The following is a 23184-nucleotide window of genomic DNA, read 5'->3' as shown; positions in this document are numbered from 1 at the left end:
TTATTCATGCTTGAGACTCAACACCTCTCGCATAACTCATTCAGGCAGGCTTGGAAGCGGCATACCACCCGAGCACTTGCGCGACCGCCTGATCGACAGTCATTGCAGAAGTATCCAGCAAATACGCCCCTTCCGCGGCCTTTAACGGTGCCGAGCTGCGGTTGCTATCGCGCGCGTCACGCTCCGTCAAATCCTTTGAGAGGTCTTCCATATTAGCAGAAAAACCCTTGTCAATCAATTGCTTATAGCGCCGCTGGGCCCTGGCCTCGACACTGGCGGTCAAAAACACTTTCAGGCCTGCATGCGGGAAAATCACCGTGCCCATGTCGCGGCCGTCGGCAACCAGCCCGGGATGTTGCCGGAAACTCAACTGCAGGCCAAACAAGGCTTGCCTGACAGTTGGTATTGCAGCAATTTTAGAAGCCAGGTTGCCCACTGCCTCGGCCCGGATATCGTTCGATACGTCCTCGTTCGCCAGGAAAATGTGGGCGCCGTTGAAATGGCAATGCAGATGCTCGGCAGCCTTGGCCAAAGCGTGCTCATCGTCGAGCGGGATATCGCGCCGCATCACGGACAGGGCCGTCAGGCGATACAAGGCCCCCGAATCAAGATAATGAAAACCCAGGTGCTGCGCAACCTTCTGCGCGACAGTGCCTTTGCCGGATGCCGTCGGACCATCGATCGTGATGACAGGGATGTGGGGATTGGGCATAGGAGTACTCGATGGTTATGAATGAAATTATTGCCCGTGCAGAACTTGTCCGTCACTCGGCCAAGGGCGCAAAGATTGCCTGCAAGTCGTCTTGCGTCAATCCGATATTCTGGGTTTCGCCTTCGGGGGACAGCATGGCTTGCGCCAGGTCGGCTTTCTTCTGCTGCAGCAGCTGGATGCTTTCCTCTACCGTACCCTTGGCGATCAGCTTGTACACAAACACCGGCTTGTCCTGGCCGATGCGCCAGGCGCGGTCGGTCGCCTGGCTTTCCGCCGCCGGATTCCACCAAGGATCGTAGTGGATCACGGTATCCGCCGCGGTCAGGTTGAGGCCGACGCCGCCGGCCTTGAGGCTGATCAGGAACACCGGCACTTCGCCGTCCTGGAAGCTGCGCACCGCCTCTGCCCGGTCCAGCGTGGCGCCGGTCAGCATGGCGTAGCCGATATCGCGCTGGCGCAGCTCGGCGGCGATCAGCGCCAGCATGCTGGTAAATTGCGAAAACACCAGGATACGCCGGTCTTCCTGGCGCAGTTCGTCCACCATTTCCAGCAGTTCCTGCAGCTTGGCCGACGGCACCTCGGCCGCTTCTTTCCCGTCTTCCGCTTCCGGCACGCCGGTCTTGAGCAGGCGCGGGTCGCAACAAGCCTGGCGCAGTTTCAGCAAGGCTTCGAGGATCACGATATGGCTACGCGCGACGCCCTTCTTGGCGACTTCTTCGCGCACCTTCTTGTCCATCACCAGGCGCACGTTTTCGTACAGGTCGCGCTGCGCCCCGCTCAGCGTCACCGAGCGCAGCATTTCGGTTTTCGGCGGTAACTCCTTGGCTACCTTGTCCTTGGTCCTGCGCAGCAGGAAAGGCTTGATGCGGCGGCCCAGCAACGCGCGCCGGGCGGCGTCGCCATGCTTCTCGATCGGCTGCCGGAAATCGCGGTTGAAAGCTTTTTCGTCGCCCAGCAAACCCGGCAGCAGGAAATGGAATTGCGCCCACAGTTCGCCCAGGTGGTTTTCCACCGGCGTGCCGGTCAGGCAGAGGCGATGGCGGGCATTCAGCAACGCCGCGCTTTGCGCCACCTTGGAGCGGGGATTCTTGATGTAATGCGCTTCGTCCAGGATCAGCAAATGGAACTCATGCCGACGCCAGTGCTCTTCGTCGCGCGGCAGCAAGGCATAGGTGGTCAGGACCAGGTCGAACCGGCCGATCTGATCGAACTGCTCCAGCCGCTGTTTTCCTTGCAGCACCAGCACCCGCAGTTCAGGCGCAAAACGCAGCGCTTCCTGCTGCCAGTTATCCATCAGGCTGGTCGGCGCGACCACCAGCGCCGGCGCAGTCAGGCGTCCGCTTTGTTTCTCGACCAGGATATGCGCCAAGGTCTGCACCGTCTTGCCCAGGCCCATATCATCGGCGAGGATGCCGGCCAGGTCGTACTCGCGCAAGAACTGCATCCACGCCAGGCCTTCCAGCTGGTAATCGCGCAGCGTCGCCTGCAGGCCGGCTGGCGCCGCAATCTTCCTGACGCCGCCAAAGGTGTGCAGTTTTTGTCCCATGCTGCGCAGGCGATCGCCGCCCACCCAGCGCAGCTTGGCGCCAGCGTCCAGTTCCGCCAGGCGGGCGGCGTCGAGCGCCGATAACCGCACCGGGCCATCCGATTTTTCGGCGAAATACAGCTCGCCCAGGGTATTCAGGATGGGCTTGATGCGGCCCCAAGGCATGGCGACATGGATGCCGTCGGACAAACGCACCAGCAGTTCGTCCTGGTCGTCGCGCAGCGCCATGTTGCGCGGATCGAAATCCTGCGGAGCGTGGCGGATCAGGTCGACCAGCAAGGGCAGCAAAGGCACGCGCTGGTGATTGACGACGATGCCCAGCTCAAGGTCGAACGCCGCATTGGCAGGCTGGTCTGCCGCTTCGTCGATCTCGGCATACCAGTCTTCCACCGCGGCCACGTCAAAACGGTATTCCGCCCGCTTGTCGATCTGCCAGCCCTGGCTCGCCAGGCTCGGCAAACCTTCTTTTGCAAAACGCAGCCACGACGACTGGTCCGGCTGCATGAACATGCCGGGCATCATCGCCAGCGGGTGCTGCGTGCCCTCGAGCGGCAACATGCCGAGTGCGATCAGCGTCTTCCTGAAAACCGTTTCGGCGTCCTGGTCGCGCACGATCTGTTCGATGCCGGCCGGCGTGTTGCGGCTCAGCGTCGCGGCAAATTGAGTGGATACGATTTCACCGTCGTAACGGAAATGCAGTTCGGCGAAATCCTGCATCAGCGGATTGCTGACGCTGGGCAAACTTCCAAGCACCAGCAGCGGCTGCGGCCGGATGTCCTTGCGGATTGTCTGCGGCACTTGCGGCGGGAACGGGATCACATCGTTCAAGCCTTGCGTCAGCAATTGCTGGGCAACCGCCAGGCGATCGTCGGGATCCAATAGCGGCGCCTGTATCACCAGGTCGTTGAGCGCCTTGCTGGAAATCCTGGCGTCGCGCTGCGGCAGCACCAGTTCCCCGCATGACAGGTTGTCGACATACCAGGGCGGCTCGGTCGGCAACAGGTAATCGACATGCTTGCGCGCCTGGCTGGACTTCCCTTCGGCTTCCGGCTCCGCTTCGAATTGCCAGCCCAGCTGCCACATGTCGCGCACCACGTCGCGGCTATCCTCTACCGTTTCATACCAGGCCAGGCTGGCCCGGCGGGTGGCGGCAAGCTGCAACGGATAGGCGGTGCCCTTGGCCAGGTCGGCCAGCGAATTGGCCCATAACAGGCGCTGTTGCTGCAACAGGGCGCGCAGCAGTTGCGCGCCGAGCTTGCCGCTCAATTCGCAAGCCGCATGCTGCGCATGGTTGCCATCGTTCTGGGCGACGAACAAACCAATCAGGTCACGATCTTCCGGACGCAAGAACACTGCGGGATCAGACAACAGGCGCGGCACGTCGGTCGCCGGCTGGGCAGAGACAAACTGGCCGTTCGGACGCTGCTGCGCCTTGCATAAATGCAGCACGGCTTTCTTGCCGTTATAAGCGGCAGACAATACGAACAGTACCTGGTGGGTGGCGGCTTTCTGGCGCAAACCCGAGGGCTGCGCCGGCGCCGAGCCAGCCGCGGAGACTTCACCTTCTACTCGCGTCAGCCAGGCTTCCATAGGCCGCGCCAGTGCCTGCACTGGATGGGCTTTGGGCGCGGCGACCGGCTTTGCCGGCGCCGCCGGTTGCGGCAGCGCCGGCCTGGCGACGGGGATTGTCAGCTGATCGGTGGACGGCCGCTGCAGGTATTCAATCAAGGCCGCTGCCACATGCTTGCAATTGGAGCCGACCGGGCAAGAGCAGACGCTGTCGATATCGGGCGTATCGCGAAATACGGATAGCGTGATTTCCTGCTGGTAGACGTTGCTGCCGCTGCCCTGGACCGTCGCGTTGAGGACGTCGCCATCCTGCTCCACCGCAAGCACGCGGCGCTGGCGGACGTATTCCTGGCCGCGATCATAGGTTGCCTGGTGCAACACGTCGCGCACATCGGCAAGTGTCAGATTCATGCGCGGCCCGCTACCTACAATAAAATCTGCTCGGCGATCTGCCCGAACACGGTGAAATAATCAGGGAAGGTCTTGGCGACGCATTGCGGATCGTTGATGCGCACCGTGGTGCCGCGCAATGCGGCGCCATCCAGCGAAGCCAGCGAAAAACACATCGCCATGCGATGGTCGTCATAGGTATCGATGGTTGCCGCATGCAATTGCGCCGGCGGCGTCACGCGCAGGTAATCGCTGCCCTCTTCAATCGTTGCTCCCAGCTTGCGCAACTCGGTGGCCATGGCGCTGAGCCGGTCGGTTTCCTTGACGCGCCAGCTGGCGATATTGCGCAACGTGCTAGGGCCGTCGGCGTACAAGGCGGCGACAGCAATCGTCATCGCGGCGTCGGGGATATGGTTGAAATCGGCGTCGATGGCTTTCAATACGCCGCTCGAAGATGCTTCAATCCAGTTGTCGCCCATCGTGATGACGGCGCCCATCTGCTGCAGGGCTTCGACAAACCGGACATCGCCCTGGATACTGTTGCTGCCGACGCCTTCGACCCGCAGCGGCCCGCCGGTTATCGCTCCGGCCGCCAGGAAATAAGACGCGGAAGAAGCATCGCCTTCGACGTGGATGGTCTTCGGGCTCTGGTACTGCTGCCCGGCCGCGACGGTAAACGACTGCCAGCCGTCGCGCTCTACGCTGACGCCGAAACGCTGCATCAGGTTCAGGGTAATTTCAATATAAGGCTTGGAGATCAGCTCGCCGACCACCTCGATCGTCACCGCCTCATGTTTCGCCATCAGCGGCGCCGCCATCAGCAGCGCTGTCAGGAACTGGCTGGAAACGTTGCCGCGCACCTGCATACGCTGGGTGTGCAACTGGCCGCGCTGGATATGCAACGGCGGATAACCGGCAACGCCGGTGTAGGCGATACGGGTGCCGACGGCATTCAAGGCGTCGACCAGGTCGCCGATCGGCCGCTCATGCATGCGCGCCACGCCGTGCAAGGTATAGTCGCCGCCCATCGCAGCCAGGGCCGCGGTCAGCGGACGGATCGCGGTGCCGGCATTGCCCATGAACAGGTCGGCCTGGTGCACCGGAAAACTGCCGCCGCTGCCATGCACGGTATAAGCCTGCGTGCCTTCTGCCTGTTCCCATGCCACGCCCAATTGCTTGAGCGCCATCAGCATGACCAGCGTATCGTCGGATGCCAGCAAATCAAGAATCCTGGTAGTACCGTTGGCCAGCGCCGCCAGCAGCAAAGTGCGGTTGGAAATGCTTTTGGAGCCCGGCAGCCGGACTGTGCCCTGCACCCGTGCTACCGGATGCAGATCGATGTATTTTGGATAGTGCTGCTTAGGTTTCGTAGTCATTAATTTAGTCATAAGCGCCGCCTTCTTTATTCTGTTGTTCCGCCGCCTCTATGGCGCTGATCCAGTTGTGCCTTGCCTGTTGCGCATTGCTGTAGACGGCTTCCAGCGCCGGGCCGTCGCCGGCCGCCAGCAAGCCGCGCAAGCGGGTCAATTGCAGCAGGTAAGCATCCAGCTCGCCGAGCAAAGCCTCTTGGTTTGCCAGTGAAATATCGCGCCACATTTCCGGCGACGAGCCGGCGATGCGAGTGAAGTCGCGAAAACCGCTGGCCGCGTATTGAAACAGCGATGCCGCATGCGGCTTGTTGGCGATATCGTCCACCAGCGCATACGCCAGCATATGCGGCAGATGGCTGACCGCGGCAAAAATGGCGTCGTGCTGTTGCGGCGACAAGCGGTGAATCAAGGCGCCGCACTGTTGCCACGCGGCGGCGACCTTGGCCACATCCTGTTCGGCATTTTCCGGCAGCGGCGCCAGCACCACTTTTCTGCCGGCATACAGCTCGGCCAGTGCTGCCTCAGGACCATTCTGCTCGCGCCCGGCAATCGGATGCCCTGGCACAAACTGGGCAATCTTGCCGCCCAGCGCCGTCCGCGCAGCCAGCACCACATCGGACTTGGTGCTGCCGGCGTCGGTAACGACAGTGCCTGGCTGCAGATGCGGCTCGATGCTGGCGAGGATAGCGCCAGTCTGCGCTACCGGCGCCGCGATCAGGATCAGGTCGGCGCCGGCAACGGCGTCGGCGGCAGAAGCGGCAATGACATCGATGATTCCCAATTCGCGCGCGCGCTGCAAGGTCGCGAGCTGACGGCCTGCCCCGACCACCTGTTCCGCCGCGCCGGCTTTTTTCAAAGCCAGGGCAAATGAACCGCCGATCAGCCCCACACCAAATATTGCGATTTTCTTGAACACGAATGATGCTTTAATAAAAATTAGTCGAAGCTAAAGTTAACGTCGATGTCAGCTCAGCAGTTTTTTCAGCGCATCGATGAACGCCGCGTTTTCATCCGGCAAGCCGATCGTGACGCGCAGCCACTGCGGCAAGCCATAGTTGGCCACCGGACGCACGATGATGCCCTGCTTCAGCAGCGCCAGGTTGACACGGGCGCCGGCGCCCTCGTCTTCACCTACCTTGACCATGACGAAGTTGCCGAACGACGGCACGTATTCCAAACCCAGTGCGTCGAAGGTCTGCGTCAGCTGGCGATAGCCGTCGCGGTTCAGCTGCGCGCTGCGCTGCAGGAAAGCGGTGTCGTTCAAGGCCGCCACCGCGGCGGCTTGCGCCAGCGAGTTGACGTTGAACGGCTGGCGGATCCGGTTCAGCAGGTCGGTTATCGCCGGCTGGGCGATGCCGAAGCCGATGCGCAAGCCGGCCAGTCCATAGGCTTTCGACATCGTGCGCGAGACCAGCAGGTTCGGATATTTGCGCACCCAGGAGATCGACTCGTATTGCAGCTCCGGCGGCAGGTACTCGTTGTAGGCTTCATCCAGCACCACCACGATTTGCGGCGGCACGCGCGCCAGGAAAGCCTCGAGTTCGGCGGCCGGGACGAAACTGCCGGTCGGGTTGTTCGGATTGGCGATGAAGATCAGCTTGGTATCATCGGTAATGGCGGCAGCCATGGCGTCGAGGTCATGGCCGTAGTCCTTGGCCTTGACCACGATGGCGCGCGCGCCCACGGCCTGGGTCGCCAGGGCGTACACCACAAAAGAATATTCCGCATACATCGCGGCTTGGCCCGCCTGCACGAAAGCGTGGGTAGCCAGTTCAAGGATATCGTTGCTGCCGTTGCCCAGCGTAATCCACTCCGCCGGCACATCGTATTTGGCGGTGATCGCGGCTTTCAGGTCGAAACCGTTGGCGTCCGGGTAACGGCCGATATCGGCGACTGCCTTTTGCATCGCAACCTTGGCCGATTCCGGCATGCCCAGCGGATTTTCATTGGAGGCCAGCTTGATGATCTTGGCTTCGTCCAGGCCAAACTCGCGCGCGACTTCGGCAATCGGCTTGCCGCCCTGGTACGGGGCGATAGCGCGTACATATTCTGGACCAAATTTAATTGACATTGTCTGCTTTCGAAATGTGTTATTGATTGCTTATCGGCTACTTGCTCAGAAACTGCGCGGATACGATCCCAGCAGCTTGTAGAACGCGGCGTTTTGCTGCAACTCCGCCAGCGCCTTGGCTACCTTGTCGTCTCCCGCATGTCCCTCGACGTCGACATAGAAATAATATTCCCATGCGCCCATGCGCGCCGGCCGCGACTCGAAGCGCGTCATCGAAACGCCGTGCTTGGCGAGCGGCGCCAGCAACTTGTAAACGGCGCCGGCCTTGTTCGCCACCGACAGCACCAGCGACGTCTGGTCTTTGCCGCTGGCGCCGTTTTTCAGGCGGCCGACCACAGCGAAGCGGGTGCGGTTGTGCGGATCATCCTGGATGTGGGCACTGACGATTTGCAGATCGTATTTTTGCGCAGCGATCTCACCGGCAATTCCCGCCACCGTGGCGTTTTCACTGGCCATGCGCGCCGCCTCGGCATTGGACGCAACCGCCTGCCGTTCGATATTCGGATAGTGCTGGTTGAGCCAGGCATTGCATTGCGCCAGCGCCTGCGAATGCGCGCAAATGCGGGCCACGCCATCCATTGTGCCGGCTTTGCTCATCAAGCTGTGATGGACCGGGATCGACACTTCGCCACTGATGCTGAGCGTGGTCTGCAACAGCAAATCAAGGGTGCGGTTGATCACGCCCTCGGATGAATTCTCGATAGGCACCACGCCGAAATCCGCTGTGCCGGCTTCGGCCGCACGGAACACTTCGTCGATCGACACGCAGGCCAGGCCTTCCACTGCGTGGCCGAACTGCTGGTACACCGCCTGCTCGCTAAACGTGCCGGCCGGCCCCAGGTAGGCAACCGTGACGCGTTTTTCCAAGGCGCGGCAGGCCGACATCACTTCGCGGAAAATGGTTTGCACATCGCTGCCCTGCAGCGGGCCGGGATTGCGCTCGGCGACTTTTTGCAAGACTTGCGCCTCGCGCTCAGGGCGGAACACCGGCGCATTGGTCTCGGCCTTGACGTGGCCGACTTCTTGCGCAATCTGGGCACGGCGATTCAGCAAGGCCAGGATTTCGGCATCGATCGCATCGATCTGCTGACGCAGCGGGAGGAGTTTGTCTTCGCTCATATTTCTATCTTTGGTTCTGTTGCTTGGCTAAGCAGGTCATCAAAACAAGCTGTGGTCGGCAACGGGCTAACCGTGCTGCTTTTCGAATTCTTTCATGTAGGCCACCAGCGCTTGCACGCCAGCCAGGGGCATCGCGTTGTAGATCGACGCACGCATGCCGCCAACCGACTTATGTCCCTTCAACTGCAGCAAGCCGATCTCTTTGGCGCCGGCCAGGAAAGCGTCGTTCAGCGTTTCATCCGCAAGGAAAAAAGGCACGTTCATGCGCGAGCGGCAGTTGCTGGCGATCTTGGTCCGATAGAAACCGGTCGAGTCCAGGTAGTCATACAACAGCGCTGCCTTGGCGATATTGCGCTGTTCCATCGCAGCCACGCCGCCCTGCTTCTTGAGCCACTGGAACACCAGCCCGGCGATATAAATCGCATAGGTCGGCGGCGTGTTGTACATGGAATCGTTGTCGGCCACGATTTTCCAGTTGAACGCGGAAGGACAAACCGGCAAGGCATGGCCAAGCAAATCTTCGCGCACCACTACCAGGGTCAGCCCGGCTGGCCCGATATTCTTTTGCGCGCCGCCGTAGATCACGCCGTATTTGGAAACATCCACCACACGCGACAAGATGTGCGACGACATGTCGGCTACCAACGGCGCGTTATTGGTTTCAGCAGCGATATCGGGCGTGAATTGATATTCAACGCCGTCAATGGTTTCATTGGTGCAGATATGGACGTAGGCCGGATCTTTGGACAGCCGCCAGCTGTCGCGCTCAGGTATCTGCGCGAAATGGCTATCTTCGGAAGAGGCGGCGACGTTGACGTTGCCATAGCGCCGCGCTTCCTTCAGCGACTTGGTCGACCAGGAACCGGTATTGATGTAATCGCTGGTGGCCGGCTGGGCACGGCCGTCGCGGCCCAGCAGGTTGAGCGGCACGATCGCGTTCTCGGCAATCGCTCCGCCCTGCATGAACAGCAGCTTGTAATTGTCCGGCACGGCAAGCAGCTCACGGAAATCGTGCTGCGCCGCCGCCAGGATAGACATGAATTCTTTGCCGCGATGGCTCATTTCCATCACGGACATGCCGCTGCCCTGCCAGTCCAGCATTTCGGCGGCAGCTTGCTGCAGCACCTCTTTCGGTAACACAGCGGGGCCAGCAGAAAAATTATAGATAGGCATGATGAATAGCGTCAGATAAAAAACCGAGATTGACTACGAACCAACAGATGGCGTTACTGTGCTGCTACTGCTACAAATATTCAAATCCAAACCATGCGCGCCCCGGCTGCGGGCCGGGGCGCGGTGCTGTCTTTACTCCGCAGCCGGATCGGTCGGGCCGCGATCGGTCGGGCCGCCACCTTCTTCGGTGTTGCCGCCGGCATCGGCTTCGGCTTCGGTTTCCACCTCGGCGTCAGACTCGACCACCCGCTGCAAACCGCTCAGCTTGTTGCCGTCTTCCACCGCGATCAAGGTCACGCCTTGGGTCGCACGACCCATTTCACGGATCTCGGCAACCCGGGTACGGATCAGGATGCCGCCGGTGGTGATCAGGATGATTTCATCGCTAGGCTCAACCAGCGTGGCGGCGACTACCTTGCCGTTGCGCTCGCTGGTCTGGATCGCGATCATGCCCTTGGTGCCGCGGCCATGGCGGGTGTACTCGGTGATCGGGGTACGTTTGCCGAAGCCGTTTTCAGTGGCCGTCAACACCGATTGCTGTTCGTTTTCAGCGACCAGCAAGGCGATCACCTGCTGGCCGTCTTCCAGGTTCATGCCGCGCACGCCGCGCGCGGTACGGCCCATCGGACGCACATCGTTTTCGTCGAAACGCACTGCCTTGCCGGAATCGGAGAACAGCATGACGTCATGCTGGCCGTCGGTCAGCGCGGCGCCGATCAGGAAATCGCCCTCATCGAGGTCGACCGCGATGATCCCGGCCTTGCGTGGATTGCTGAAATCCGACAACGGAGTTTTCTTGACGGTGCCCAGGCTGGTCGACATGAAGACATAACGGTCTTCCGGGAAACTGCGGTTGGCGCCGGACAGCGGCAACACCACGGTGATCTTCTCGCCATCCTGCAGCGGGAACATGTTGACGATAGGCTTGCCGCGCGAGTTGCGCGAACCTTGCGGCACTTCCCAGATCTTCAGCCAGTACAAACGGCCGCGGTTGCTGAAGCACAAAATGTAATCGTGGGTATTGCCGACGAACAGCTGGTCGATCCAGTCGTCGTCCTTGGTGGCCATGGCCTGCTTGCCGCGGCCGCCGCGTTTTTGCGCACGGTATTCGGACACCGGCTGCGCCTTCATGTAGCCGGTATGCGACAAGGTCACCACCATGTCTTGCGGCGTGATCAGGTCTTCGGTGCCAAGATCGGTAGGATTGTGTTCAATCTGCGAACGGCGCTCATCCTTGTTGCCGATGCCGTATTCATTCTTGGCCGCGGTCATTTCGTCGGTGATGATGACGGTGACGCGTTCCGGCTTGGCCAGGATGTCCAGCAGGTCGGCGATCTGCGCCATCACGTCTTTGTATTCGTTGACGATCTTGTCTTGTTCCAGGCCGGTCAGGCGCTGCAGGCGCATCTGCAGGATTTCCTGCGCCTGGTCGTCCGACAGCTTGTATAAGCCGTCAGTCTGGATGCCGTAGTGCTTAGGCAGGTTTTCCGGACGGAAGGATTCGATGCCGCCGATGTTCTCGTCGCCGGTGCGGGCCAGCATTTCGCGCACCATGGACGAATCCCAGGCGCGCGCCATCAGCTCGGTTTTTGCAACCGGCGGCGTCGGCGCGGCTTTGATCAGGGCGATGAAATCGTCGATATTGGCCAGCGCCACTGCCAGGCCTTCCAGCACGTGGCCGCGTTCGCGCGCCTTGCGCAGTTCGAACACGGTGCGGCGCGTAACGACTTCGCGGCGGTGCGACAGGAAGCATTCCAGCATCTGCTTCAGGTTCAGCAGTTTCGGCTGGCCGTCGACCAGCGCCACCATGTTCATGCCGAAGGTATCCTGCAGCTGGGTCTGCTTGTACAGGTTGTTCAGCACGACTTCAGCGACTTCGCCGCGCTTGAGCTCGATCACCACGCGCATGCCGGATTTGTCCGATTCGTCACGCAGGTCGGAAATGCCTTCCAGCTTCTTGTCGCGCACCAGTTCAGCGATGCGTTCCAGCAAAGCCTTCTTGTTTACCTGGTACGGCAGTTCGTCGATGATGATCGCGGTGCGGCCTTCACGTCCGAATTCTTCGAAGTGGGTCTTGGCGCGCATCACCACGCGGCCGCGGCCGGTGCGGTAGCCATCGCGCACGCCGGACACGCCGTAGATGATGCCGGCGGTCGGGAAGTCCGGCGCCGGGATGATCTCGATCAGCTCGTCGATGGTGCAATCGGCATTGCGCAATACATGCAAGGCGCCGTCGATCACTTCAGTCAGGTTGTGCGGCGGGATGTTGGTCGCCATGCCGACCGCGATGCCGGACGAACCGTTGATCAGCAGGTTCGGGATGCGCGTCGGCAGCACCGACGGTTCTTTTTCCTTGCCGTCATAGTTAGGCACGAAATCGACGGTTTCCTTGTCGAGGTCGGCCAGCAGCTCGCCGGCGATCTTGTCCAGGCGGCACTCGGTGTAACGCATCGCTGCCGCGCCGTCGCCGTCGATCGAACCGAAATTCCCCTGGCCGTCGACCAGCATGTAGCGCAGCGAAAACGGCTGCGCCATGCGCACCAGCGTGTCGTAGATCGAAGCGTCGCCGTGCGGGTGGTACTTACCCATGGTCTCACCGACCACGCGCGCGCACTTCACGAACGGGCGATTCCAGACATTGTTCATTTCGTGCATCGCGAACAAGACCCGGCGGTGCACCGGCTTGAGGCCGTCACGCACATCCGGCAGCGCACGGCCGACGATCACGCTCATCGCGTAATCGAGATAGCTCTTGCGCATTTCTTCTTCGAGGGAAATTGGGATTGTTTCTTTAGCGAATTGATCCATTAGCGAGTCGGCGAGTCTTTACTTGGGTTGATCGATCACAGATATCTATATCCGATATAAACCGGCATTCAGGACGGCAATCGCGGCGCAAGGCCGCATGCTGCCAGGAACGCTGGTAATAAGACGTATGATTTTAGCACGCGGGGCGGCCGGTTCAGGCTTTTCAGGGAGCGCGCAAGATCCTGGGCGGCGCGGCAGAAAATCTGGCCGCCGGAAAAAATATGTTTAAATGCCGCCTTGCCCGGCAATCAGGCGATTTTGAATATAGTCCCGCCTCGACATTTCTTTCAGGAAACAATTTATGCGCCATACCATCGTGCTGAGTCTATTAATAGGCTCGGCTTCCGGCTTCGCAGCCAATCCCGGCTTCGCCCAGACCGCCCCGGCTCAGGCTGCTCCTGAAAACAGCGCTTATCTGCAGGACGGACGCGGTCCGGTCGTGCGCAGCCAGGATGGTTTGTGCTGGCGCTCCGGCTACTGGGACCAGAATGACGCGATCACCGGTTGCGACGGCGCCCTGGTGGCGCCGGTCATGAAGGCCAGTGCGCCTGCCCTGGTCGCCGATCCGATGATCGCCAGCAATGAAATCGCTCCTGCTGCCGTGACCGCGCGATGCAATGCCAGCGTGACGCTGGCGAGCGACCAGACTTTTGGTTTCGGCAAGGCAATGCTGACCAATGCCGCCAAGCAGCGCATCGACCAGCAAGTAATTACCGAACTGACAAACTGCGGCAGCGCCGACCTGATATTGGTTACCGGCCATACCGACCGCCTCGGCTCAGAGAAATATAACCGGAAGCTATCGATGCAACGCGCCGCCAACGTCGCCAGCTATTTAAAGAGCAAAGGCGTGACCAGCAAAATAGAGATTGCCGGCGCCGGCGCATCGGATCCGATATTGCAATGCAGCAATAAACTGAGCCGCAAAAAACTTGTCAATTGCCTAAACCCTAACCGCAGAGTCGTAATAAAAATGCAATCGAATTAAAATAAAATAGATAGTTCTGTTGCGCCGATGTAAGATGACGCCCGTGGTGATGTTTTCATAGTGTTATGTTGTATGAAAACAACGAAGCAGGCAAAACGTGGGCTGGATCATTTGGCATCCTTCGCTAGCGCTTGCAGCCTGTGGCAGAATGGTGGTCAAGTTCATTGCGTGTGGTCAATCCCACATGTAACGGCCTGAACCACGTGGTACTATCCAATTTTTGATGTCGTATATTAGTTGCGCAGTTAATCTGCGGATATCTCAACCGAGAGGAGAAACATGAATAAATTAGCAAAACTCGTCTTCGCTGCGTCCGCAGTCGTCGCACTCTCTGCCTCTGCGCAGGAAATCAAAGATATCCAGGCAAACACTCCTAACAGTGCTTACGTGCAAGATGCACGTGGTGTAATCGCACGTGACCCGTACGGTCTGTGCTGGCACACCGGCTACTGGACACCAGCTGACTCGGTTCCAGGTTGCGACGGCGAAATCGCTCAAGCTGCTCCAGCTCCAGTTGCTCCAGCTCCAGCACCAGTCGTCCCAGCTCCAGCACCAGTTTCGCAAAAGGTTACTTTTGCTGCTGACGCATTCTTTGACTTCGACAAAGCTGTCCTGAAGCCAGAAGGCAAAGCAAAACTGGATGACCTGACATCGAAACTGGGCGCAATCAACCTGGAAGTCATCATCGCTGTTGGTCACACTGACTCGGTCGGTTCTGTTGCTTACAACCAAAAACTGTCGGTCCGCCGCGCTGAAGCTGTCAAGGCATACCTGGTACACAAGGGTATCGAAGCTAACCGTGTTTACACCGAAGGCAAGGGCAAGTCGCAACCGGTCGCTGATAACAAGACCGCTGCTGGCCGCGCTAAAAACCGTCGCGTTGAAATCGAAGTTGTTGGTACAAGCAAGTAATCGACCCAACCTCGTCGACTAAACCTCGATCAAAGAACCCCGCCTCGGCGGGGTTTTTTTTCGTACAAAAAACCATCGCCAAGGACCAGTCCGGAAACTTTCGGCGATGGTTTTTAATCAGACAACAAACCGCAACGCTGTACTTCCAGCTATGATTCAACCTATGAACGCAGACCCATCAGAACTCAAGAAATTCAGCGACCTGGCGCACCGTTGGTGGGATCCGGAATCGGAATTCCGCCCTCTGCATGAAATCAATCCCTTGCGCCTGGAGTGGATCAACTCGCGCGCCGCGCTGGCCGGCAAGAACGTGCTGGATATCGGCTGCGGCGGCGGCATCCTGGCCGAATCCATGGCGCGCAAAGGCGCTACCGTCACCGGCATCGACCTGTCCGACAAAGCCCTGAAGGTCGCCGACCTGCACAGCCTGGAATCGGGCATCCAGGTGCGTTACGAGAAAATCGCCGCTGAAGAGATGGCCAGCCGCGAAGCCGGGCAATTCGATGTGGTGACCTGCATGGAAATGCTGGAGCACGTACCCGATCCGGCGTCCATCGTGCGCGCCTGCGCCACGCTGGTGAAACCTGGCGGGCAAGTGTTTTTCTCCACCTTGAACCGCAACCTGAAAGCCTACCTGCAAGCGGTGCTGGCGGCCGAATACCTGCTGCGCATGTTGCCCAAAGGCACGCACGACTACGCCAAGTTCATCACGCCGGCCGAACTGGCGCAGTTCGTCCGCAACGCCGGACTGGCGGTGGATGTCATGCGCGGCATGAGCTACAACCCGCTGACCCGGATCTATTCGCTCAACCAGGACACCAGCGTCAACTACCTGATGGCTTGCACCCGGCCAGGCTAATTGCTTCGGGCCGGCGCTGTACTCGATCAGCGCCGGCCGTTTTCTCGTACTTTAGGAACCACCCATGCCCTTGCCAATGCCGCGCGCCATCCTGTTTGATCTTGACGGTACGCTTGCCGACACTGCTCCGGACCTGGCTGCCGCACTGAACCGATTGCGCCGCGACCGCGGCTTGAGCAGCACCCCATACGAACAACTCCGGCCGCATACCTCGGCCGGCGCGCGCGGCATGATAGGCGCCGCCTTCGGCCTGAAGCCGGGCGATCCCGACTATGAAGAACTGCGGGTCGGTTTCCTCGACCACTACGCCGCCGCACTGGCGGTCGACAGCACCTTGTTCGACGGCATACCTGCCTTGCTCAACGACCTGCGCCAGCGCCGCCTGGGCTGGGGCGTAGTCACCAACAAGGCCGCCAGGTTTACCGATCCCCTGGTTTTCCAGATCGGCCTGGCCGATGCGGATTGCGTCATTTCCGGCGACACTACCGCCCACGCAAAACCCCATCCGGAACCGCTGCTGGAAGCCGCCCGGCGCCTCAAGCTGCAGCCGCAGGAATGCTGGTATGTCGGCGACGACCTGCGCGATATCCAGGCCGGCCACGCAGCCGGCATGGTGACCGTTGCGGCGGCCTGGGGTTATTGCGGCGAGAGCGCACCGGAATCCTGGGATGCGGACGCCCTGATCGATGCTCCCCATCAATTGCTGGCTTTGCTGCCGCAAGCGGTCTCGAAGAATTGAATTAATCAGCGGGCAATACTGTCTGGCGGTATATTGTGGACATGCTTGCCCATAAGGAATAAAAATGGCAAATATCCCTCGTCCTTCCTGGCTGCCGCGCGCAATGCGCTGGACCGGCATCACAGTCATCGTGCTGCTGGTGCTGGCGCTGATCAGCTGGCTGGCGGTGCCGCCTGTCGCCAAGCACCTGGTCGAACAACAGATCGAAGCCCAGCTCGGGCGCAAGGCAACGGTCGGCAAGGTCGCCTTCAACCCTTTCAACCTGGCGCTGACGGTATCTGATTTCACGCTCTACGAGCAAGACAAGACTACCGCCGCATTCTCGGCAAAAACGCTGCTGGTCAATGCCTCGTCAGCCTCGCTGTTCCGGCTGGCGCCGGTGCTCAATGAAGCCAAGCTGGTCGATCCCAGCCTGCATGTCGTGCGCACCAGCGCCGACGGCATCGGCCGCTACAATTTCTCCGACATCATCGACCGTATCCTGGCGATGCCGAAGAGCGACAAGCCGACCCTGTTTTCGGTGTCCAACATCCAGCTCGAAAACGGCAGCATCAAGTTCGACGACAAGGTAACCAACAAGCTGGTCGACATCCAGGCGCTCAACATCGGCGTGCCCTATGTCTCGAACTTCCCGAGCAAGGTCGACACCTTTGTGCAGCCGCACCTGTCGGCCAAAGTCAACGGTACGCCGTTCGACCTGAGCGGCCGCAGCAAGCCATTCGCAGGCAGCCTGGAAACCTCGCTGGCGATCGATATCGACCAGCTCGATGTCGCCAGCTTCGTGGCGTTTTCTCCGGTGGCGCTGCCGCTAGCGATCCAGAGCACCAAGCTGTCGACCAAGCTCGACCTGACTTTCGTGCGCAACAAGGACAAACCCGAAGTATTGCTGTCGGGCGCCATCAAGCTGGCCGACGTCGCCCTCGCCGACAAGAATGCAGCGCCGCTGCTCAAGGCACAGGCGATCAATGCCCAGATCAATAAACTCAACGTCCTGACCGGCGCCGCCGCACTTGACCAGATCGACATCCAGCAACCGGAAGTCTGGGTCAACCTGAACGCCAACGGCAGCCTGAACTGGGCGGCGCTGAGCACTCCGGCTGCGAAGCAGGAAATCACCAAGGATGCCGCCAAGGACGCGCCGAAAAAACCAGCCGGCCCGGCACCGCAGATGACGCTGGCCAAACTCAGCATCCACGACGGCACCGTCAACTGGCTGGATGCCGCCAACGCCTCGCCGGCGCTGAACCTGCAGGTCAAGAACGTCGCGCTGGATGCGAGCCGGCTGTCGCTGGCCGCTGACGCCAAACCGGCGACCGTGACCCTTTCCAGCGGCACCGAAAACGACCAGCGCATCCAGTTCATCGGCCAGATCACTCCTGCCAAAGGCATCGTCGCCGGCAAGGCCAGCATCAACGCCTTGTCGCTGGCGCCGTACCAGCCTTATGTCAACCGCTCCCTGGCGGCGGTATTGTCCGGCCAGCTGTCGCTCAGCACCTTGCTGGCGATCGATGGCAGCCGCATCCGCCTGCACCAGCTGGGCATCGATGTAGATGATCTCAAGGTAGCAGCAAAAACCAGCGCGGGCGGCAGCATAGGGGCCAAGAAAATCAGCCTGGAAAACGCCAGCGTCGACACCGAAGCCCACATTTTCAACGCCGATGCATTGCACCTGGCAGGCATACAAGGCGATGTGCGGCGCGACGCCCAGGGTAAACTCAACCTGCAGCAATTCATTGCCAACACCGGCGGCGCCAGCAAGGCTGCCCCTGCCGCGCCCGCCAAGCAGAGCGGGCCTGACTGGGTCGCTACCCTGGGCAAGTTTGCCATCAGCGACAGCAGCCTGGCTTACCAGGACGACGCGGTAAAACCGGCCGTCAAGCTGCGCGCCGACGGCCTCAACCTGAGCGCCGAAAACATCTCCAGCAAACTCGATAAACCGATCAAGGTTTCCCTGCGCACCCAGCTTAACAAGACCGGCAAGTTGTCGGCTGACGGCAGCGTCGCCGCGCAAATGAAATCCATCGCCCTCGACCTCGACGCGCAAAACCTGCCGGTGGCCGCTTTCCAGCCGTATTTCACCGACTACGTGAACGTTAACCTGACTTCGGGCCAGGCCAGCACCAAAGGCAAGTTGTCACTGACGCCGCCCAGCGCCCGCCAGGAACTCGCCACCAGTTATAACGGCAACCTGCGCCTGGCTAATTTCCGCGTGCTCGACAAGGAAACGTCGGCCGATTTCCTGAAATGGAAACTGCTCGACGTCAGCGGCATCAACGCCAATATCGGCGGCCCGCGCCAAAACGTCACGCTGGCGAAGATTGCGCTGACTGATTTCTATGCGCGCATCATCTTGTCCGAATCGGCCAAGCTGAATTTGCAGGATATCGTTGTCTCGAAAAACGCCCCGGCCGGCGCGCCGGCGCCATCCCTGACTTCCGCGGAGGCCGGTGAAGGCATGGGCCAGGGGACGCAAAAAGTCACCAAGTCCACTGCCGAAGGCAAGGTCACCGTGGCCCCCATCGCTGCCGCGCCGCCTAAAGAGAACGCACCGGTGATCAAGATCGGCCAGGTGGTCATCAAGGGCGGCAACATCAACTACACCGACAACTTCGTCAAGCCGAACTACACCGCCAACATGACCGGCATGAACGGTACCGTCGGCGCGATTGCTTCCGACAAGCCGGCGCCAGCGCCGATAGACCTCAACGGCAAGATCGACAACGACGCTCCGGTCGCCATTTCCGGCTCGCTCAATCCTTTGTTCAAGCCGATGTTCCTCGACATCAAGGCCAGCGCCAACGGCGTCGAATTGCCGCGCCTGACCCCGTATGCCGCCAAGTACGCCGGCTACGCCATCGAAAAGGGCAAGCTGTCGATGGATGTCAGCTACCACATCGAAAACGACAAGCTGGTGGCGCAGAACAATGTGCGCATCGACCAGCTCACTTTCGGCAACAAGATCGACAGCCCTACCGCCACCAAGCTGCCGGTGCTGCTGGCCGTCGCCTTGCTGAAAGACCGTAACGGCCAGATCAACATCAACCTGCCGATTTCCGGCACCTTGTCCGATCCGGAATTCTCGATAGGCGGCATCATCGTCCGCATCTTCATCAACCTGATCGTCAAGGCTGTCACTTCGCCGTTCGCGCTGATCAGCTCGGCCTTCGGCGGCGCCGGCGGCGACGATCTCGGCTACGCTGAATTCGCGCCCGGCTCGGCTACCCTCACAGCCGCTACGCAAAGCAAGCTGGACACCCTGGCCAAGGCCCTGACCGACCGACCGGCGCTGAAGCTGGACCTGATCGGCCGGGTCGATCCGAAAAGCGATACCGACGGCGTCCGCCAGCAAATCCTCAACCGCAAGCTGAAAGCGCTGAAGCTCAAGGATTCGGTTGACGGCAGCGACGATACGCAATCGGACGACGTGGCCTTGACCGATGCCGACAAAGAGAAATACATGGGCAAGGTATATGGCTCGGAAAAATTCGACAAGCCGCGCAACGTGATCGGCCTGTCGAAATCGCTGCCGACCGCGGAGATGGAAAAACTGATCGTCGCCAACACCGCGGTGACTCAGGACGCCTTGAGCGCGCTGGCGACCCGGCGCGCCGAAGCCGTCCGCAAATACCTGGAGACCAAGGGCCAGATCCCGCTGGAACGGATCTTCCTGATCGCACCGAAACTGACTGCCGACGGCATCAAGGACAAGGGCCAGCCGAACCGGGTCGATTTTGCGCTGAAATAGAGAGATTCCGGCAAGAGGAGAATTTCCTCTTGCCGGAAGAACGACGGGAACATCACACGCGTTGCAGTCCCAGTGAAAACACCACGCCGTCCGCCACATTTAATGCCGTAATGGTTCCGCCCATCTTGGCCATATACGTCTTGGCCACAAAAAGCCCTTGTCCCCGGCTGCCGTTCGCACCAGCCTCAAACTGATCCGACACCCCGTATTCGAAAATCTTGTCGATCAGTCCTTCAGCGATATTCGGCCCGTAGTTATGGACGGCGATGGTGGCTGCGGTTTCCGTGGTTTTGAGGTCGATGGAAATCATGGAACCCGGTTGGCGGCAGCGATCGGCATTGCGCAGGACATGCGTTACCACATCTTCCAGCGAGTAATCATCGGCCCTGACCATCACGCCCTCCTGGCCGCCGAAAAACCTGACGTCTGCGATCCCGACCAGCGGCGCATTGTCCGCCACGTTGCCGAGAAAAGCGCCGATGTCGATTGCCGTCACCTGCAACACCGTGGATTGAAACGCTTCGCTGGGAGAGGCGCTGCCATACAGTACCCGCACCGCCTGCTGCATGCGGTTGATGTAGCGGCTGCTCTGGCTGTCGGCCGTGCCGTGCAAGGCCATCAGCGACTGCAGCGGCGACATGATTTCATGGCCCACCGCATGCCACATTTCCTTTTCCTGCTCGGCGCGGATTTCCTCCCGCTCGACATCTTCCTTGACGCGCCTCAGCAGGTCATGCAGGCAGCTTGCCAGCACGCCAAGCTCATCGGCGCCGCGCAGGTCGGTCAGGTTGAACTGGTCCAGCCCGCCTGAACCCTTGACGATCTTCGACACCTTGGCAGCACGCCGTGTCAGCATCGTGATGCGGCGGATGATGCCGATCTCGATGATCAGCCAGGCCACGAACAAGGCCAGCAGCATCGCCCCGACAAACCACAATACCCGCGCCGCCACGACGCCCAGACTGCGATTGACGCTGCGTTCGTCGCCGATCAGGGTCACGTCATAGATCCCCGCCGACGTCACTACGGATTCCCTGCTTTCGTTCGGCGCGCCGATTTCGTCCACGGGAAGGCGGCGCACCAGGCGGCTTAGCAGGCGCGAGGTATCGTCCGGGTGATCTTCGGCGCCGGTCAGGCTGACCAGGTCAGCGCCGCCTGCCGCGCCGCGCTTCCTGATGCGCAAGCTCTCGCCCGGCAACAGCAGCGAGGCCAGGTCGCCCACCGAAAATGCCCGTGCCGCAGCGGCGCTTTTACTGTCGAAAAGCAGCGGGCCATCGCCCGGGGGCAGGACCTCGATGCGCACCTGGATGTTATCCAGGTCGGCCGGCGGCCAGACCGGATTTTTTTCCTGGAACAAGGCATCCTGCAAGACACCCACCGGCAGGCGCAGCGAGAAAAATGAACTGCGCGGACAATCGGCATCGCCGTCGCCCTGCCCGGGCTTGCTGCATAAGGTGCTTTGCCAGATCCAGCCGCGGAAATCCTTGACCGGCCTGGATCCCACACGGCCGCTATCGTCATCGAGAAAACCGGTCAGGCGGCCATGCGCGCCACGCGTTTGCACGGCATTCGGATCGCCGTTCTTTTCAAACGGCGCAATCCAGCGATAGGTCTGCCCGCGCAGCGTCACTGTCACCCGCACGCGATGCGCATCGCCGATATCCTGCTCGCCGCGCTGGTGCGGCATCAGTTCGCCGCTGACGAAACTGCCGGCAACATAAATGAAGCCGCCGGCCCACGGGTTGTTGCCGACGGCCACGCATAGCGCGCCGTCGTCGCCATACTGCACCAGGCAGCCAGACATGGTGATGGCTTGCCGCACTTTGTTCTGGTCGTCGAAATCAAGCGAGGGAAACGGCAGCAATACCGGGTGCAGCACAGCCGCGCCGCCATTTTCAGTGCGTGGATTCAACAGCGCCAATTGTCCGGCAGGATGGCGCAAGGTCGCCAGGATCTGGTCGCCGGTCTTGCGGAAACTGGCCTGGTAATTCTTGTAGCTCAGCTGCTTTTCCTGCTGCAGCACGTACAGCGCCAGCGCAACGGTAGCCACCGCCAGCAGCAGGAAGGCGCCGCGAAACAGGATGCGCAAACGGTATTGGGCGATATTCGGAAAGCTGATCTTCATGTGCAGTCATCCCCGCGGTTGAAGTGGCCGCACATCATTTTTCCTGGTCAACCCAGCGAAAGCCGCGCATCGGGATATTTTCAATGCAGGCAAACTCTGCGTCGACCTCGCGGAATGCATCGCGGATGGTGCTGACGTGCTTGCGGATATTGTCGCGATTGCGCCCGCTCTTGACCACCTGGAACAGCTGCTCATAGGTCACAACCTGGCCGCGATGCTCGTACAGCGCGGCCAGCAGGCGCTGCGCCGTCAGCGGCAGGTTGATGCGTTGCGCGCGCCAGATCGGGGTCTTCTGGCGCAGCGGGTCGATCGACAGTTCGTTGCTGCTGGCCGCGGGCGCACTCTCCTTCGTGCTGTTGCGGTCCTTTGCGGCGCGCAGGATTTCCAGGAAGGTATCGATGAAATCGGATTCTTCGAAGGTTGCCTTTTGCAGGTAATCCCAGGCATCCAGCGCCTTCATGATGCTGCGGTAGATGGTGGCCGGCATGGCCGACACCACCAGCACCGGCGTTGCCTGGCCCTTGTTGATGGCATTGATGATGGCGACGCCGGCATGGCGCTCGCGCCCCAGTTCGATGTCAAGCACCACCAGGTCATAGTTCTCGCGCGCCAGCGCCGCTTCGGCGTCGTCGCGCGTATACCACTGGTCGACGTGGATGCCAGGCTTGGCCGATTCGATCCAGCCCTTGAGCTGGTTGCTGGTCGGGATGTCGTCTTCGATCACCGCTACTTTTTGTGCCTGCTTTGACATTTTTTTCTCCGCTACATCCGCTATCAATGACGCCCCTCGTCCCGACTCTTTTCGCGGCTTGCCCGCTGCCCCTGTGCATCTGCAGGGAGAGGGCGCCCGCTTGCAGGACGCAGGGTCATGAAAGTATCCACGCTTTCCCATGAAATGTCTGCGCCGCGCTGTGAGTATTTCTTCACACGGCTTACCGGACTGCGACGTTGCGGAGCATTCACCGCCCCCGGATAACGCGACTGCCCCGGCCCGGCCATTGTTACTTCCGCCGCCTGGAGCGCAAGATTCTTCCCAGGGAAAAGCATTGCGTGCCGCT

The 23184-nt window shown here is 60.5% G+C and carries 15 protein-coding genes; 5 read left to right on the top strand and 10 right to left on the bottom strand.

Features of this window, described 5'->3' with window-relative positions; translation table 11 throughout:
- Window positions 1–40: 40 nt before the first annotated feature.
- The 8 genes from cmk to gyrA all read right to left on the bottom strand — a co-directional run bounded on the left by cmk (window position 41) and on the right by gyrA (window position 12758).
- Entirely contained in the window at window positions 41–712 is a 672-nt protein-coding gene (gene cmk, locus BM062_RS20815; protein WP_092400414.1) for a (d)CMP kinase, read from the bottom strand.
- A 52-nt stretch (window positions 713–764) separates the two neighbouring features.
- Window positions 765–4238 (bottom strand): DEAD/DEAH box helicase, encoded by a 3474-nt coding sequence (locus tag BM062_RS20810; protein WP_092400412.1) that lies wholly within the window; start codon window positions 4236–4238, stop codon window positions 765–767.
- A 14-nt stretch (window positions 4239–4252) separates the two neighbouring features.
- Entirely contained in the window at window positions 4253–5593 is a 1341-nt protein-coding gene (gene aroA / locus BM062_RS20805) for a 3-phosphoshikimate 1-carboxyvinyltransferase (RefSeq protein ID WP_092400410.1), read from the bottom strand.
- Window positions 5594–5597: 4 nt separating this feature from the next.
- Window positions 5598–6503 carry a prephenate dehydrogenase gene (locus BM062_RS20800; RefSeq protein WP_092400408.1) on the bottom strand — a complete coding sequence of 302 codons (906 nt, stop codon included), beginning with the start codon at window positions 6501–6503 and terminating at the stop codon, window positions 5598–5600.
- A 48-nt stretch (window positions 6504–6551) separates the two neighbouring features.
- Entirely contained in the window at window positions 6552–7658 is a 1107-nt protein-coding gene (gene hisC, locus BM062_RS20795) for a histidinol-phosphate transaminase (RefSeq protein WP_092400406.1), read from the bottom strand.
- A 45-nt stretch (window positions 7659–7703) separates the two neighbouring features.
- Window positions 7704–8777 carry a prephenate dehydratase gene (gene pheA, locus BM062_RS20790; RefSeq protein ID WP_092400404.1) on the bottom strand — a complete coding sequence of 358 codons (1074 nt, stop codon included), beginning with the start codon at window positions 8775–8777 and terminating at the stop codon, window positions 7704–7706.
- A 66-nt stretch (window positions 8778–8843) separates the two neighbouring features.
- Complete coding sequence (serC, locus tag BM062_RS20785) at window positions 8844–9950, bottom strand: 3-phosphoserine/phosphohydroxythreonine transaminase (protein WP_092400402.1); 1107 nt, start codon at window positions 9948–9950, stop codon at window positions 8844–8846.
- Between the two features lie 132 nt (window positions 9951–10082).
- Entirely contained in the window at window positions 10083–12758 is a 2676-nt protein-coding gene (gene gyrA / locus BM062_RS20780) for a DNA gyrase subunit A (RefSeq protein ID WP_092400400.1), read from the bottom strand.
- 301 nt (window positions 12759–13059) lie between these two features.
- Between gyrA and BM062_RS20775 the strand changes: the two genes are divergently transcribed.
- The 5 genes from BM062_RS20775 to BM062_RS20755 all read left to right on the top strand — a co-directional run bounded on the left by BM062_RS20775 (window position 13060) and on the right by BM062_RS20755 (window position 20001).
- Entirely contained in the window at window positions 13060–13746 is a 687-nt protein-coding gene (locus BM062_RS20775) for an OmpA family protein (protein ID WP_092400398.1), read from the top strand.
- A 279-nt stretch (window positions 13747–14025) separates the two neighbouring features.
- Window positions 14026–14658, top strand: coding sequence for an outer membrane protein OmpA (ompA, locus tag BM062_RS20770; protein ID WP_092400396.1), 633 nt, complete (start codon window positions 14026–14028; stop codon window positions 14656–14658).
- A gap of 163 nt (window positions 14659–14821) precedes the next feature.
- Window positions 14822–15517 carry a bifunctional 2-polyprenyl-6-hydroxyphenol methylase/3-demethylubiquinol 3-O-methyltransferase UbiG gene (gene ubiG, locus BM062_RS20765; protein WP_092400394.1) on the top strand — a complete coding sequence of 232 codons (696 nt, stop codon included), beginning with the start codon at window positions 14822–14824 and terminating at the stop codon, window positions 15515–15517.
- Between the two features lie 64 nt (window positions 15518–15581).
- On the top strand, window positions 15582–16256 hold the full coding sequence (locus BM062_RS20760; RefSeq protein WP_092400392.1) for an HAD family hydrolase: 675 nt from the start codon (window positions 15582–15584) through the stop codon (window positions 16254–16256).
- Window positions 16257–16320: 64 nt separating this feature from the next.
- On the top strand, window positions 16321–20001 hold the full coding sequence (locus tag BM062_RS20755; protein WP_092400390.1) for a DUF748 domain-containing protein: 3681 nt from the start codon (window positions 16321–16323) through the stop codon (window positions 19999–20001).
- A gap of 52 nt (window positions 20002–20053) precedes the next feature.
- On the opposite strand, the gene BM062_RS20750 is transcribed toward BM062_RS20755, so the two are convergent.
- A complete protein-coding gene (locus tag BM062_RS20750) occupies window positions 20054–22126 on the bottom strand; it encodes a sensor histidine kinase (RefSeq protein WP_092400388.1) in 2073 nt (690 codons plus the stop codon).
- A 34-nt stretch (window positions 22127–22160) separates the two neighbouring features.
- Window positions 22161–22877, bottom strand: a complete 717-nt coding sequence (locus tag BM062_RS20745) for a response regulator transcription factor (protein ID WP_092400386.1) — start codon at window positions 22875–22877, stop codon at window positions 22161–22163.
- Between the last annotated feature and the right edge of the window lie 307 nt (window positions 22878–23184).

The sequence above is a fragment of the Collimonas sp. OK412 genome (genome assembly GCF_900112135.1).
Classification (GTDB): domain Bacteria; phylum Pseudomonadota; class Gammaproteobacteria; order Burkholderiales; family Burkholderiaceae_D; genus Collimonas; species Collimonas rhizosphaerae.
This window is presented reverse-complemented; position numbering and strand designations above follow the sequence as displayed.

Bases quoted from the DNA above. Each gene is read 5' to 3' on its own strand.
- gyrA (WP_092400400.1), bottom strand. From the start codon at position 12,758: ATGGATCAATTCGCTAAAGAAACAATCCCAATTTCCCTCGAAGAAGAA.
- ubiG (WP_092400394.1), top strand. From the start codon at position 14,822: ATGAACGCAGACCCATCAGAACTCAAGAAATTCAGCGACCTGGCGCAC.
- pheA (WP_092400404.1), bottom strand. From the start codon at position 8,777: ATGAGCGAAGACAAACTCCTCCCGCTGCGTCAGCAGATCGATGCGATC.
- BM062_RS20760 (WP_092400392.1), top strand. From the start codon at position 15,582: ATGCCCTTGCCAATGCCGCGCGCCATCCTGTTTGATCTTGACGGTACG.
- BM062_RS20755 (WP_092400390.1), top strand. From the start codon at position 16,321: ATGGCAAATATCCCTCGTCCTTCCTGGCTGCCGCGCGCAATGCGCTGG.
- BM062_RS20810 (WP_092400412.1), bottom strand. From the start codon at position 4,238: ATGAATCTGACACTTGCCGATGTGCGCGACGTGTTGCACCAGGCAACC.
- cmk (WP_092400414.1), bottom strand. From the start codon at position 712: ATGCCCAATCCCCACATCCCTGTCATCACGATCGATGGTCCGACGGCA.
- BM062_RS20775 (WP_092400398.1), top strand. From the start codon at position 13,060: ATGCGCCATACCATCGTGCTGAGTCTATTAATAGGCTCGGCTTCCGGC.
- ompA (WP_092400396.1), top strand. From the start codon at position 14,026: ATGAATAAATTAGCAAAACTCGTCTTCGCTGCGTCCGCAGTCGTCGCA.
- hisC (WP_092400406.1), bottom strand. From the start codon at position 7,658: ATGTCAATTAAATTTGGTCCAGAATATGTACGCGCTATCGCCCCGTAC.
- BM062_RS20745 (WP_092400386.1), bottom strand. From the start codon at position 22,877: ATGTCAAAGCAGGCACAAAAAGTAGCGGTGATCGAAGACGACATCCCG.
- BM062_RS20750 (WP_092400388.1), bottom strand. From the start codon at position 22,126: ATGAAGATCAGCTTTCCGAATATCGCCCAATACCGTTTGCGCATCCTG.
- serC (WP_092400402.1), bottom strand. From the start codon at position 9,950: ATGCCTATCTATAATTTTTCTGCTGGCCCCGCTGTGTTACCGAAAGAG.
- aroA (WP_092400410.1), bottom strand. From the start codon at position 5,593: ATGACTACGAAACCTAAGCAGCACTATCCAAAATACATCGATCTGCAT.